The sequence below is a fragment of the Streptosporangium sp. NPDC048047 genome, assembly GCF_040653115.1.
In the GTDB taxonomy this organism is placed as follows: domain Bacteria; phylum Actinomycetota; class Actinomycetes; order Streptosporangiales; family Streptosporangiaceae; genus Streptosporangium.
Genome location: NZ_JBEZNH010000044.1, coordinates 1 through 13,390, shown reverse-complemented (window position 1 = coordinate 13,390; position 13,390 = coordinate 1). Strand labels below are relative to the sequence as shown.

Below are 13,390 nucleotides of genomic sequence, written 5' to 3'. Positions count from 1 at the left end.
GGGGGGAAGTAATGCGGGTCATCGCATGAGCCCGTAGCGCAGGCCCCGCCCCAGCGGGAGCGTGGCGGCAAAGGCGACGTCTTGTTCCATATACAGGCGGCGCAGCTTCAGGCCTCGAGCGTTGATCTCGATATCTCCGCAGGCCCGATCCAGGTCTTTGAGGGTGGGGGCGGAAATGCGCACCAGGCCGAGGAACCGGTAGGGGGCATGACCGGCGGCCAGGGCGTCGTCTTGGCGGCGGCGGGTGGCGCGCTCGTGGCGTTCGCGTGCCGAGTTGCGAAATCCCCAGCGCTGACGGATCCCGGCGTCGGAGTCCTTGGTGGTTTCGGCGCGCGCCAGTTCGTCTTCGGCTTTTCGGACATCGCGCGGCTCCAGCAGCACGCTGACCGTTCGCTCGCAGTGGGTGTGCAGCAACAGTTGCTCCAGGAAGGCGCCGGTGACCGGGCGGCGCGGCCATTCGCTGATCCAGTAGACGGCGTGGTAGCTGCCGTCGGTTTTGTAGTAGGCGGCGTGGTTGCCGTCGCTCCCCATCGGACCGGCCTCAGAGACGGCGATACCGCCGCCGCGCTGGGCGTCCGGTCCGTTGGCCTCGATCGACCAGCGTGCGCTTGGGTCGTAGGCGGTGCGTAGTAGCGCGGCGATCTGTCGGGGTGCCAGTGCGCCGTCAACGTCGACTCCGGCGCCGAACAGGTCGCGTTGGATGGCTTGGGCTTGGCCGATCAGGTGAGCGCAGGCTCCGGCATCTCCGCCGCCCAGGGTGCGGATCTGGCGGCGGATGCGGGCCGGGTGGACGGTCAGGCCGATGTAGGTCTCGTGGCGCTGAGTGATGGGGCGGGCGGCTTCTAGCAGTTCCCGGTAGGAGTCGCGGGTGGCGGTACCGCCGTGGCCGCCGCCGGTCAGCCAGTAGCGGGCCAGCGCATCGCCGGAGTCGGGTACGGCGGCGTCCAGCAGTTGCACCCGCACGATGCCAGAGCCGGGCGCGGCCAGCGCCGCCAGCGTCTCGCCCCAGCGCAGCAATCGCTGATCTTGCTCAGCCGGGGTCAGCAGGTGAAAGGCGGTACCGCGGGTGGCGAGGATGAGGGTGTACAGGCCGCGCCGCCGGTCTTTGATCACGCCGACCTTGCGGGGGCCGTGGCGGGTGTGCACGTGCGCGGTGATGATCGCCAATCCGGCGAGTTCACCGGGTAGCTCCAGGGGTTCGGCGACCGGCGGGCGGGCTCGCCTGCTGCCTTTGCCGGTGATTCGGCCCTGTTCGCGGACGGTGCTGGCGTGCTCGGCGGCGGGCCCGCCGCGGAACTGGCTGTAGCCCAGCACGCGGCGGACGGCGAAGGCGGCCGCGATCGGCAGCCAGTGCGCAATCGGCCGCTCTGCGATCGGTACCCAGACCGCCACCACGGTGGCCGCCACGATCACCACTCCGGCCACCAGCCCCCAGGTACCCGCGGTAGCCAGGTGGATCAGGATGAACAGGGAGGCGAAGACGCTCAGGATCGAGCCCATGCCCAAACCCAGCACCACGCCGGTGCTCTCCCGGGGACCGAAGGTGTAGGTGTAGCGCTGATAGGAGGAGGCGTCAGGGGTCATGGCTGCTCTTTCGGCGGAGGTGGCGGCGGGTCAGGAACAGGCGCAGAGGAGGGTGGGGGGACGGGTGGGGTGTCGTCATAGCTGCGTAAGCCCTCCACTCCGCGGGGCGGCAGCGGCGACGGGGGCGGGGTGGTCGCGCGCCCGGGTCCGGCGGGCGCCGGGGGTCTGCCCAGTGGCTGCTGCAGCACCGGGGGGACGGGGGTGTAGGTGCGCTGCACAGGCGGCGGCAGGGGCACGGTCGGTGCTGGCGGAGTGCTTGGACCGGCGTCGACGGGGGCGGGCGTGGTGCCATTGCCGGGGTCGGTAGGCGGGGTGTTGTTGCCAGGGACAGTGGGCGGAGTGTGGCTGCCGGCGGCCGGCGAAGAGGTTTGTGCCGCAGCCGGTCGTGGGCGGGCGTGGCGATCCGGACTGGGCGAGGAGGATCCGTTGTTCGCGGACGAGGCGCTGGGGGCCCGTTGCGGGGTATGCACCGGGTGGCCCATGCGGCGTAACACCTCGGCGTCGATCGGTTTGACCGCGCCGGAGTCGCGTTCGGCGGAGGTGTCACGTTGCCCGTCGGATGGGGTGGTCTCTTGCTGGGCGGGTTCGGCCAACTGCGGCATTGGAGTGCGGCCACCGCCGAGCATCGCTGCTCCAGCGGCGCCCGCTCCCTTGCCGGCCAGGCGGGAGACCATGCCGAAGGCCTTGCCCGCGGCAGCGAGCGTGGCTCCAGCAGCCACCTGGCGCAGACCTTCACTGGTGCCGCCGGGGTTCAGGGCACCTTGGACCAGGCCGATGAGTCTCATGACCAGGAACGGGCTGAAGGCGCCCAGCCAGAACAATCCGGCCGCCAGCAGCAGATCGTCGGGTGAGTCGGCCCCTTCCAGCTGGCCGGCCGCCATGCGTAACACCACGATGATGACGGGCTTGACCACCAGCAGGGCCACAATGGTGTCTCGCAGCCGGGCCGTCCACACCCGGGCGCCGCTCCAGACGCTGCCTGCGGCGGCCAGCGGCCACATCATCACACACAGGTCGATCAGCATGCGGCGGATGATCATCTCAACCCAGATGACCGCGAGGGCGAATAGGAGCGCCAGGCTGAGTAGCACCATCAGCACGAAGGGCTGGTCGGGTGAGGCGCTGACCGACACCTTCCACAGGTAGCCGACGGGAGCCAGGATGCGGCGGGTGATCGCATCCCAGCCGCCCTCGCCGAGGACGAGCACGCAGAACTCATCGATCAGTTGGTGGGCCAGCATCACGATCGCCACGATCAAACCTGTGGTGACGCCTGCCGACAGCACCCGCACCAGGGTGCGGCCGAGTTCGGCGCCATCGCGGCTGAGCGAGGCAAACAGCACCGACACCAGCAAGGTGATCACCGCGACCATCGTGGCCAGTGCGCGAATGGTGCCGTAAAGGTCGGTGAACCACCCTGTGCGCAGGTCGAGTTTGCCGTGCTCTTCGATGGCGGCGGTGATCTTTTGCGCCAGCCAGACGGTGGTCTCGCTGACCTGCGTCAAAATGGAGGTCTGAACGCCTTTGATCAGGCAGTTCGGGTCGAGCCCCCCGGCGATCTGGTCGCACCAGACATCCCCCTCGCGCGTGAGCATGCTGGGGGCCGGGGTGGGAGTCGGCGCTGTGGCCGGCGTCGATGGCGAGCGCCTGGCCGACGGCGAGGCCGACGGGTCCGCCGACGGGCGGGCCGAAGGTGACGCCGGGGCCGGACTGCGTGCCGCGGTGGGCGCGGGGACCGAGGTGGGTTGTGGAGCCGGCTGGAGGGCGGCGGTGGCAGTCGGCGCGCACACCAGCGCTGTGATCACGATGAATAACGCGGCGGCGCTGGCGACGGTGACGCGTCGGGTCCGCCGCCTGCCGGCCGCGCTCATGGCAGGCAGGCGGTATGAGCCGCCGCACCTGCTAGGAGGGGGCATAGTCCGGTGCCACCGAGTCCGACAGCAGCTCGCGCAGCTGCTCGCTGAGCAAGATGACGTTGTCGCCGTTGATCGGCTGCCAGCCGCCGTCGGGCGGAGCATATCCAGCCGGGACCGGGCCGATGGCGGGGCTGTTGCGGTAGTACTGCACCCGCCACCCCAGGGCGCTCCAGGTCAACTCCACGCGGATCAGGCCGTGCCCCAGCGTGGCGGGCTGGGAGGAGCTGACCAGATACAGGGCGGCGAAGACGCTCACCACCGCACGGCGCGTATCGACCTGTTCGGCGCGCAGCGCGACCGGCACGGTGCGAAACCCATAGCGCAGGCCACGTTCGGCATCGTCGCGCAGCGCGACCATGGTGGGGGCTGAAGCCTCGCGCTCCAGCAGGGTGCGCAGCTGCATGCGGTGGGTGGGCGCGGCCAGCACCTGTGCCAGCCAGGTGCGGCCATCGGTCGACAGCAGATGGGGTGAGCCGATCAGCGCTACCGCGCGCGCGGCCGCCGCCAGCGCGCTCTTGCGCCGAGTGGTCGTGGTCGTCGACCCCGACGGTGCGACGGCAGGTGGCGGTGTGAAGGTTGCGGCGGCGGGCCCGGTGGCTGATTCGGCCGTCATAGGTGCCGGAGCAGCGGTCAAGCGTCCCGCCCACCAGGCCGCCGGGAGAACCACCAAGACGGCGATGGCGGCCATGAGCCGGAGCCGCCCTGTGGGCGACACGGTTAGAACGCCTTGCCGATGTTGTAAAACCAGATCACCAGCTGGGGGGCGGCGCCGATGATCAGTCCTGCGGCCAAGGCGGCGAAGATGCCGACTCGGCCCACGGAGGTGGCGTAGGGATTGCCGAACCACCGCCCCGCTCCGAGGATTAACGCGGAGACCACCACACCGATCAATGACCCGATCAGCCCGTAGGAGATCAAGCCGCCGACCATCTCCTCGAAAGCGCTCATTCCAGGCAGCTTGCGATTCGGGGCGATGTTGAGGTTGACCCCTTCGGGCCCTCCAGAAGGTTGCGGGGTGGGCGCCCAGGCGATCGCGTGCTGCAGCTGCTCGCGTGCGTCAAGCCAGCGGGTGTGGGCCATCACCACCAGCCGGTAGGCATGCTCGCTCACGCTTGATGCGTCCATGTGACCTCACTGGGTGCGGTAGCGGCCCGACGAAGTTGACAGCGCCACTTTACAAATTTTACGGACGGTTGGCTATTTTTACGGACACGATGAGTGGATGGCAATGGATCACCGGTAAAGGCGGACGCTGCGAATGCGAGACTTGATGGGTGGATGCCCCTTCCCGTGGTCGTGGCCGCCCGCCCCGCGGTCAGGCTCCCGCCGACCTGCTCCCGCGCGACGGGCCGGTGTGGACGACCGCGCACGTGGCCGACTTCCAGGGTGTCGACGAGCGCACTGTGCGTCGTGCGGCGGACAAGGGCGAGCTGCACCATCTGCGTCTCGCTCCGCGCGTGCTGCGTTTTTCCCGGTTGTGCCTGGCCGAGCGCCTGCATGGGCGCTCGTGCGCCGACCTGGTCTACGACGAGGAGATCCTGGACGCCGAGCAGGCGGCCGCTCTGCTGGGCGTTGGCCTGATCACACTGCTGCGCGCCGCCACGAGCGGCGTCATCCCGAGCGTGCACTTGGGCGGCACCTGGCGCTTTTCCCGCGCCGCGCTGCTGCGCTGCCTGTGCCCGGAGCCGCCGATCACCACCAGTTAGCCCGCCGCACGGCCGGGTTCCTCGCGCTGCTGGTCGCGGCTTTGATCACGCTCGCGACCGGATGCACTACCAGCCCGCCCTCCTTCACCCCGGTGCCGCCGGCCGCCGGAGCGTCCCTGCCGCCCCCCAGAACCCAGCCCGGCCCGGCCACTCCCGCCCAGCAGCGGGCCGCCGTGGCCGCCGCCCGCCATTTCGCCCACCGCCTGCTCACCTACACCCACCGGGCCCCTGAGCAACTAGCGCCCTCGGTGCGGCTGCGCGGTCTGATCACCCATCGCTACGCCGCCGCGCTGGCCCCCCGCGACCGCATCGACCCGACTCTGGCCACCACCTTGAGTGAGGTATCGAGCGTGCGCATCACCAGCGCCCGCATCGCCGCCGACGCCCCGGGCGACTCCGATACCCAATACGTGCTGCTGACCTGCACTCAGAAGCTCACCTTGGACGAGCGCACCGAGCACATCGAACTGATCTGGAGCCTGCGCTTGTTGCGTTATGGCGCTACCTGGCGCGTCGATGAGGTGAGCCAGGCCGGATGAGCCCTCCCCGGCCATTCGTCACCGCGGTCCTCGCATTGGCCCTGGCCCTGAGCGTGGTGTTGTTCCTTCTCATCCAGGGCTCCTCCTTCGACCTGGACGACTATGACACCGAAGAGTGCAGCCTGTCCCCCGTGGCCTCAACCGACACCGTGGCCACGACCAGGCTCAGCGCCGAGCAGATGACCAACGCCCGCCACATCGTGACCATCATCGCCGAGCATCTGCCCGCCGCCCAGGCCCGAGCCGCGGCCCCGATCGCGTTGATGACCGCGCTGGCCGAATCCTCCCTTCGCAATCTCAACCACGGTGACCGTGACAGCTTGGGGATCTTTCAGCAGCGCGCCGGATGGGGCAGCGCCGCCCAGCGCCGCGACGTGCGCTACGCCACTCTGGCCTTCCTGGGCGGGCCCGCCCCACCGGCCAATCCCGGCCTGCTGGACATCCCCGGCTGGCAGCGGTTGCCGCCCTGGAGCGCGGCCCAGGCCGTGCAGCGCTCGGCCTACCCCGATGGATCCAACTACCGGCGCTGGGCAAAAGAGTCCACCGCTTTGGCCTCCCGCCTGCTGGCCGACGGCCCGGCGGCGTCGGCACCGAGTTGCGCTCCGGATCCGGCCGCCTCCACCCCGGGCCCGCAGGCCGTCCCGCGCCTGCCCGGCGCGGTGTCGCAGGCGGTGCGCGCCGCCATCGCCTGGGCGATGCGCGCGCTGGGCTCCCCGTATCAGTGGGGCGGAGCGTGCGAGGACCCCAAGGCCCGACCTACCAACCCGGGACGGCAAAACTGCGACTGCTCCAGCCTGCTACAGGCCGCCTACCGCAGCGCGGGCATCACCCTGCCCCGCACCACCTTCGAGCAGGTCAAGGTCGGCCGCCGGGTGAACATCAGCGAGGTCGCCCCAGGTGATCTGGTCTTTTCCGCCGGCAGTGACGGCACCCCCACCCGGCCCGGACACGTGGCCATGTACGTCGGTGACGGCAAGGTCATTCAGGCTCCCCGCACCGGGGAGGTGGTCAAGCTGACCGACTGGACCACCTATCGGCGTTCGGTCGTGGCGGTGGTGCGAGTTGCACTCTGACCTGCCACTGCGCATCCGACAAGTACAGTCAGGAAACATGACACAACGTGTCACGAAACGGTCACAATCCCCTCGTTCTAGAGCATCGCGATGGAGTTCCTATCAAGATCCCAACTAACTTTGACAACCGCCTTGACTCGCTTGTCATGTCGTTCGGGTTCCGGAGGGTGGGCCAATGACTGACCAACCACCGCACCACATCGCCGCGCCGCCCCGTTTCCAGAGCGCCCCGGCGCTCCCCACCGTTGAGCAGCTATGTGAGCGCTACGGCGCCGCTTTGCTCGACTACACCAGACTGTGGCTGGCCGACACCTCCCGGGCCGCCGACGCCGTGCGCGAGACCTTGGCGCTGGCCCACCAACACGCCCACCGCCTTACCCACCCCGACCAGCTCCGTGCCTGGTTGTACGCCCTCGCCCGCCACCAGGCCGCTCATTGCGACGACAGCCACGCTTTTTCCACCAGCCCCTTGCCGGCCGTCCCCTCCTCGGCCGTCCCCTCGCCCGCCGACCCTTCCGCCGGGCCTGGCCTCACCGGCGCGCGCTTGGCCTACGACGCTTTGTCAGCGCTGGATCGCCGCGACCGGGAGTTGCTGGAACTGCACCTGCGCCACCGCCTGGAAGCCTCTGAACTCGCCGCCCTGTTCGCCACCGACCCTGCCGCGATCACCACCGCGCTCACCGCCGCCACCGACCTCGTCGAGGCGTGGGCCAGCGCGATCCGCCAGGCCGACCGCCAAAACCCCGCCTGCCCTGAGGTCGCGACCCTAGCCCACGGCTGGATCACCACACCCAGCCGCGGCATCCGCATCAAAATCCGCTCCCATGTCGGCCGCTGTCCCATTTGCGCCAAAGCCGCCAACCTCACCGTTGACGCGACCGCATTGCTGCAGCACCTGCCGGTAGCGCAGCTCACCGATCGCACTCGCGCCCGCATCCTGCAAACCGGCGACGCCGTCCAAACACCGCTCACCTGGACCGTCACCGGCTTCCCCCAGCAGATCGATCAGCTCGAACTCGGGCCCGCCCGCCCTGTCGACCCCGCCCTCGACGGGTTCCGCGCCAACGCCGGCAAGGACTTCTGGGCCGACTCCGACCACGCCGACCGCGCATTTTGGACCGACGAGCCCGCAGCTGTCACCGAAGCCCGCTTCACTGAGGCGGCTACGCCCGGCAAGAAAAGCCCACGGGATGTCCTGATCAGCCTCAGCGCGCGCCCCCTGCGCGCCGCCCGCTCCACAGCCCTGACCGCCGCCGCCCTGGTCATCTGCATCATCGTCGGAATGCAGCTCAGCCAGCCCGCCCCGGTGCAGACCACCAGCGCCCGCTACCCCGAACCTCTTGCCGTGCCCAGCCAAGACCCGCTGCCACCAGAGACCGCCCCGCCGCCCCCGCCGACGACCCTCACCTCGCACACGCCTACGGCGGCCCCGACCACCAGCGCGCCACCGGCCCCCACCAAGCGCCCGCGCGCTACCCCCAAGCGCCCGACCTCCTCCCCGATCCCCGCCCGCAGAGAAGTCAACGGCTCCTCTCCGCGGCCCCGCTCCAGCAATCTGCCCGACACCGGCCCCGGCCAGCCGCCACCACCGCCGAGCACCGGCCGCGACTTCGGATCCGGCACCGGCACCACACTGAGCGCCTCGTCCACCACGGTAGATCTGGATGCCTCCGGCACAGCCACCGTGACCCTAACGGCCAGCGGGTCACTCACCTGGAGCGCCAGCAGCCCAGCCCTGCAACTGCTACCCGCTAGCGGTGCCCTGAGCTCGGGCCAAAGCTCCACGCTGCAGATCCTCTCCCCCATGACCGACCCCACCCGCATCGACTACGGCGCCTGCGCCGCCTCTGCCCATCCCCTCACCGTGACCTGGTCAACCGCCGGCTCGACCGGCCAGCTGACCATCGTCGTCCGCACCCCGTCGTGCGGCTGACCTCCTGATCGAAAGGCCCGCCATGACACCGGACCCCACCGCCTCACCCCCACCACGCAAACGCCCTTGGCGCGCCATCACGCTGATCGCGGTCGTCTTGGTGACCGCCTGGAGCGGCTTCGCCATCGCCGACACCGAACAGGTCCCCGCCTCCCAGGCGTGCACCAGCCTGTACAAGCCCGGTACCAGCGAATACGCCGCCTGCGCCGCCGCCATGGACACCCCCGTCAGCGTCAGCACCTCTATGACGCGCGTTCCGCTGCCCTCCCCTACCAAGGTCGCGGTCAATACCGTCGATGGCTTCTCCCCGGGCTCTGACACCGCTCCCCCACCCAGTGCCGATCTCGACTCCCCCTCCGGCGCCCGCGGTGACAAACGTATCTACTGCGTTGGCCCCAACGGCGGCGCCACTCTCATCTCCTCGGAGCGCCGCTCCACCTGCCCGCGCACCATCACCTGCACCGCCGATGACAGCACCAGCGGCTGGCGCTGTGTCGACCAGCACGGGGACCTGGTCGAACCACCCGCCGCCCTATGCCAGCGCTCCACTGGCTATGACTGCCTCTCCACCAGCTCGACCACCGCTGAACAGGCGTCCTCTCCTCCACCGACGACCGTCCCGGACCCCGAGCTGATCCGTCCCTCCCTGACGCCTACCTCTTCGACCATCCCAACTCCCAACACCACCGCTTCCGCTCCGGCCGCGACGCCGACCACCACCTCCCCCGCACCCGCTGACGACTCCCTCAGCCAGGCCATCGGCCAAGCCCACCGCCGAGGCCTGCGCATCTGGCTGGAAGCCGACCTCACCACCACCTGGTTGGAAGCCGCCCGGCGCGGCAACACAGAGCAGTTCAAGGCCGCCGTCGACCAACTGGCTCAACAGGCCGCCAAACCCGGTGTCGCCGGCATAAAAATCGCCTACGACCTGGGCATCCGTAACTTCGACAGTGCCGAGGAGATCCAACGCTTCGTCGCCGAGACCTCGGCCGCCCTACGCGCCGCCCTACGCACCGCGGTTCCCGAAGGCCGCCGCCAGCTCGCCGTCGATGTCGTCGTACCCGAGCTCGGTTGCGGTGCCAACACCACCTGCCAAAAAGGCCTGCAGGCCAAATATCCGCTCCTGACCCTAGAGCGCGTCGAAAAGTACGTCCTGACCGGCGGCGTCGACGTCGTCAACATCTCCTCCGGTCTGTTCGCCACCGACTACCAGACCTACAAGATCCCTCTGGAGCGGGCCCTGACCAACCAGTGGGTGCGTCTGCGCATGCGCGGATGGGACACCCGCGTCCTGCTCGGAGCCCGGGAGATCGGCTTAGCCCACCGCGGTGACACCCCCACCAAGGTCACCAGGGAGATCACCAAGGCCGCCGATGCCGCCGCCGCCGCCCGCGTCGACCAGCCGGTCAACACCGGCGGCGTACGCAGCGTCGTGCTGTGGACCCACCGCCAGACCTGGGACGGCGCCACCTGGCGCCTGACCGACGCCGGCCTGGCACCCAACCCCATCTGGAACTCCCTGACACGCCGCAAGAACCTCGGCCGCATCGCGATCGCCTTCAACCCACACGACCCGGAAAAGAGCATCGCCGAGGACCTAGAGGTGATCGGCCAGGTCGCCACTGAGGTCTACCTGTACGCCCAGTAACCCATCCGCGGCCGCCTCAACCCGCGCGGGGCGTAGGCGGCCGCTCCTTTCCCTTTGAGACGTCCCGTTCGATGCCACATCGGACGGGACGGTTCCAATGAAGGACACCGGCATGATCGACCTCGCTACTGTCACACTGACGCCCGGCGATCACTCCACCCGAGAGGACGGAGTGTGTCTGCTGGAGGCGGTGGCCTGGGTAGCAGGAGAGCCGCACAGCGACGAACCACGGTGCGTATCACCCCTGCTCACCGCCTACGGGCGACAGCTGAACGATGTGCTGCCAGATGACAAGCGGCAGCTTCTCCGCCCCTTGATCCCTCTTATGATCGGAACGGCTGGAGACGGACATGACGAAGCGCGCTCATACCTCGCACTGGACTGGCTGATCCGCACCTATACCGCTGAGTGGCTGAGCGTGACCGGGTTCGCTATCCAGGCCACCGCGCTGCACGGCATGAACGAGATCCGATCTATGGAAGCAGTGTGGGCGGCCGCGCCTGTCATACGAGCGATCAGTAACGTCCCTGAGACCGTCACCACGGATCTCATCGGGGAAGCCACCTGGGGTGTCGCCTGGTACGCCGCCTACGCCGCCACCTCCTACGTCTGGGAGGCCGCCCAAGGCACCGCCTGGAACGAAGCCTTGGCCATCGTTTGGGACGCGGTCTGGGAGTTCTGGCATGCCGTCGAGTGCACTGCCAAACACGCCCCAACGCACCTGTGGCCCGTGGTGGACCGACTCCAAGACTCCGCCATCTCCCTCTACCAACGTATGATCATTCCCGTCTGATCATCACATTCGCCGACCGGGGTGACACTTTTCCGCTAGGTGGTGGATCTTGTGGGTGAGATGGCGCCGATCGTCGGTGACCGGACCGGCGAGACGATCCACGGCCGCGTAGAAAGCTTCCGTCGGCAGGTCAGTGAGCAGCACGTGGACGTGATCGTGCAAGCTTGCCGTCCAACGCTTGAAACGAGTTGCGGAAGGTCTTCTTCAAGGTCGGTCGTGCTCATGATGGCCTGGCTCAGGCATACGGTGACTGGAGTGTCCTGATCAGGTCTCGTCGATGACCTTGGCGAGCCCGGGCGCCAGGAGCAGGCCATTGGCCAGCGGGAAGAGCAGGCCGTCGCGGTGCAGGGTGCCGAGCGCCTGGCGAAGGTCACCGGTTTGGGCGAAGCTCAAGATGAGCTGCTCGTCACTGACGAGGTCGAAGTTGCCGGTAACGATGTACGGCAAGGCCACCGCCGCGAGGTCCAAGGCTGCCTGCTCGGCGGGGATCTCCTCACCATAGCGGTCCAGGATGCGCTGGTATTCGTCGACCACCTGCGGGTCGAGTTCACCTTCCCGCGCGTCCAGCCAAGGATGATCTCTGAGCTGCTTCGAGGTCCATGTCATGCCGGTGATCGAGTGGAGATCTTGATCCATCCACTGGAACTGGCAGGCATAAAGCAACTCGTCCAGGGTGGGGACCACGTCCGCTGGCAGCACCTGGAGCCGGAAGCGGGTGTGGAGATGGCTGGCGGTGGGCCAGCGGCGGGCATACGGCGGTGCGGGCGGCACCCGCTCAAGGAGAAGGCTGGGGGCGTCGAGGAGGCCATCGGCCATAGGGGTAATCCAGCCGTCGCGGTGCAAGATGGCGAGCGCTTCGCGTAGGTCGGAAGTCTGCGCCAGAGCGGTGAGATCCTCAGCACAGGTTGCGAGGAAGTAATCGTTCCAGGTGGTCACGCCGATGAACCTGCAGGTGCTGAAGTCCAGCACCGCGAGGTCAGCGGGGATCTTCGTGCCGTAGCGGGCAAGGATATCGTCGCGGGTCTTCTCCTCCTCGTCATCACAGATCTCTTCGATCCACTGCAGAGCGAGGAATTCCTCGGGAGTCCACCACTGGCCGTTGAGGGAGACATGGTCGCTGTCGGCAAGGCCGTAGCGGCGTGCCAACTGCTCCAGCGTTCGTGGTGTTTCGAGGGGAACCAGCCGGTGTACCGGGCGCTGCCAGCCGAGATCGTCCAAGGTCGGACCGGGCGAGAACAGTGGTGCCGGAGCGGGTTTGTGCCCCTTGGCTGGCCGCTCAGCGTTCGCCGGGCGACCGGCGAGCCGCTGCTTACGACGTGCGGCCTTCTTCACGCGACGCTGCTGCTGGTTGGGTTTTCCCACGGGGTATGTCTCCTCTCACGGATGATCAGCGGAAATCCTAGGGACGACATCCCATGTCGTCGCGGATGCCGCGCCGTGCGACGCTCTGCGCTGTTCTGTTCGGCTAGGCCGGGCCTGGATCGTCTTGGCGGGGTCGGCCATCATAAGCCAGCCCAGAACGCAGGCCGCCGCGGTTGCACCCGGCGATGGCGGACGGCCCCCGCTCACCGCACGTGTCCGGGTGACGATGACGCCAACTCCTTATCCAGGCCGGCCGGGTGCGGATCGTCGACTGGTCCATGGCCTGCCAGGGCGCGCCTTGGGCGGACATCGCACTGCTGATTCCCCGGCTGATCGACGCCGGCCACACCCCCGAACAGGCGGAGCAGGCCGCCACCCGCCTACCCACTTGGGGCGCGGCGCCGACCGGCGGGGTTACCGCGCTGGCCGCAACCCGGGCACTATTCGCTGAGCGGCTCGCCACGTCCGGGCCCGAGCTCTTGCGGCCGAAGCGACGGCAGATGGCTGCGGCATGCCGAGCCTGGGTGGAGTATCGCACCGCCTGACCATCCGGATCCGCCCATAGACCGGCGCGAGGCGGGCGCCAGGGCCCAAGCCGCGGCGGGGCCGAAGTGGGGTCGTCTTTCGGGGTGCGGACCTTCGGCCTTTCGCGGCGAGTAGCAGTCCGAGCTGCCTGCAACATGGGTCATCGGCAGCGAAGCCTCAAAGCGTCGAGGTGCTGCCTGACCAGCTGCAAGACGAGACCCTTGGAGGGCCGGTTCGCTCACTGCGGAATGTAAGAGGTCACGTCCAGCGAAGTGGTGTATGAGCCGCCCTTCGCGTGATCCTGTTTCTGC

12 protein-coding genes are annotated in these 13,390 nt (G+C 68.7%); 7 read left to right on the top strand and 5 right to left on the bottom strand.

The genetic code is table 11. From position 1 onward, the window contains the following. Positions 1-18: 18 nt before the first annotated feature. The 4 genes from AB0D67_RS29040 to AB0D67_RS29025 all read right to left on the bottom strand — a co-directional run bounded on the left by AB0D67_RS29040 (position 19) and on the right by AB0D67_RS29025 (position 4,610). Positions 19-1,584: an SCO6880 family protein gene (locus tag AB0D67_RS29040; protein ID WP_362942805.1), complete on the bottom strand. Its 1,566-nt coding sequence runs from the start codon at positions 1,582-1,584 to the stop codon at positions 19-21. Further along, on the bottom strand, positions 1,581-3,179 hold the full coding sequence (locus AB0D67_RS29035) for a hypothetical protein (RefSeq protein ID WP_362942802.1): 1,599 nt from the start codon (positions 3,177-3,179) through the stop codon (positions 1,581-1,583). The genes AB0D67_RS29040 and AB0D67_RS29035 overlap by 4 nt, the downstream gene beginning before the upstream one ends. 307 nt (positions 3,180-3,486) lie before the next feature. Next, positions 3,487-4,188: a hypothetical protein gene (locus AB0D67_RS29030; RefSeq protein ID WP_362942799.1), complete on the bottom strand. Its 702-nt coding sequence runs from the start codon at positions 4,186-4,188 to the stop codon at positions 3,487-3,489. A gap of 29 nt (positions 4,189-4,217) precedes the next feature. Beyond that, on the bottom strand, positions 4,218-4,610 hold the full coding sequence (locus AB0D67_RS29025) for a DUF6112 family protein (protein WP_362942796.1): 393 nt from the start codon (positions 4,608-4,610) through the stop codon (positions 4,218-4,220). 260 nt (positions 4,611-4,870) lie between these two features. Between AB0D67_RS29025 and AB0D67_RS29020 the strand changes: the two genes are divergently transcribed. From AB0D67_RS29020 to AB0D67_RS28995, 6 genes are all read left to right on the top strand, one after another. Then, entirely contained in the window at positions 4,871-5,206 is a 336-nt protein-coding gene (locus AB0D67_RS29020; RefSeq protein WP_362942793.1) for a helix-turn-helix domain-containing protein, read from the top strand. Next, complete coding sequence (locus AB0D67_RS29015; protein ID WP_362942790.1) at positions 5,176-5,745, top strand: hypothetical protein; 570 nt, start codon at positions 5,176-5,178, stop codon at positions 5,743-5,745. Before AB0D67_RS29020 ends, AB0D67_RS29015 begins: the two co-directional genes overlap by 31 nt. Before the next feature lie 56 nt (positions 5,746-5,801). Further along, positions 5,802-6,818 carry a C40 family peptidase gene (locus tag AB0D67_RS29010; protein WP_362942787.1) on the top strand — a complete coding sequence of 339 codons (1,017 nt, stop codon included), beginning with the start codon at positions 5,802-5,804 and terminating at the stop codon, positions 6,816-6,818. Between the two features lie 175 nt (positions 6,819-6,993). Beyond that, entirely contained in the window at positions 6,994-8,751 is a 1,758-nt protein-coding gene (locus AB0D67_RS29005) for a hypothetical protein (RefSeq protein WP_362942784.1), read from the top strand. 22 nt (positions 8,752-8,773) lie between these two features. Continuing rightward, positions 8,774-10,399: a hypothetical protein gene (locus AB0D67_RS29000; protein WP_362942781.1), complete on the top strand. Its 1,626-nt coding sequence runs from the start codon at positions 8,774-8,776 to the stop codon at positions 10,397-10,399. Positions 10,400-10,511: 112 nt separating this feature from the next. Continuing rightward, entirely contained in the window at positions 10,512-11,192 is a 681-nt protein-coding gene (locus AB0D67_RS28995) for a hypothetical protein (RefSeq protein ID WP_362942778.1), read from the top strand. A gap of 264 nt (positions 11,193-11,456) precedes the next feature. Here AB0D67_RS28995 and AB0D67_RS28990 read toward each other — a convergent pair whose 3' ends face one another. Further along, a complete protein-coding gene (locus tag AB0D67_RS28990; RefSeq protein WP_362942775.1) occupies positions 11,457-12,554 on the bottom strand; it encodes a hypothetical protein in 1,098 nt (365 codons plus the stop codon). A gap of 257 nt (positions 12,555-12,811) precedes the next feature. On the opposite strand from AB0D67_RS28990, the gene AB0D67_RS28985 reads away from it, so the two are divergent. Beyond that, positions 12,812-13,099, top strand: a complete 288-nt coding sequence (locus tag AB0D67_RS28985) for a hypothetical protein (protein ID WP_362942772.1) — start codon at positions 12,812-12,814, stop codon at positions 13,097-13,099. The last annotated feature ends 291 nt before the right edge of the window (positions 13,100-13,390 follow it).

Excerpts from the sequence above, each read along its gene's own strand:
- AB0D67_RS29040 (WP_362942805.1), bottom strand. The coding sequence starts at position 1,584 with ATGACCCCTGACGCCTCCTCCTATCAGCGCTACACCTACACCTTCGGT.
- AB0D67_RS29035 (WP_362942802.1), bottom strand. The coding sequence starts at position 3,179 with ATGCTCACGCGCGAGGGGGATGTCTGGTGCGACCAGATCGCCGGGGGG.
- AB0D67_RS29030 (WP_362942799.1), bottom strand. The coding sequence starts at position 4,188 with ATGGCCGCCATCGCCGTCTTGGTGGTTCTCCCGGCGGCCTGGTGGGCG.
- AB0D67_RS29005 (WP_362942784.1), top strand. The coding sequence starts at position 6,994 with ATGACTGACCAACCACCGCACCACATCGCCGCGCCGCCCCGTTTCCAG.
- AB0D67_RS29000 (WP_362942781.1), top strand. The coding sequence starts at position 8,774 with ATGACACCGGACCCCACCGCCTCACCCCCACCACGCAAACGCCCTTGG.
- AB0D67_RS28995 (WP_362942778.1), top strand. The coding sequence starts at position 10,512 with ATGATCGACCTCGCTACTGTCACACTGACGCCCGGCGATCACTCCACC.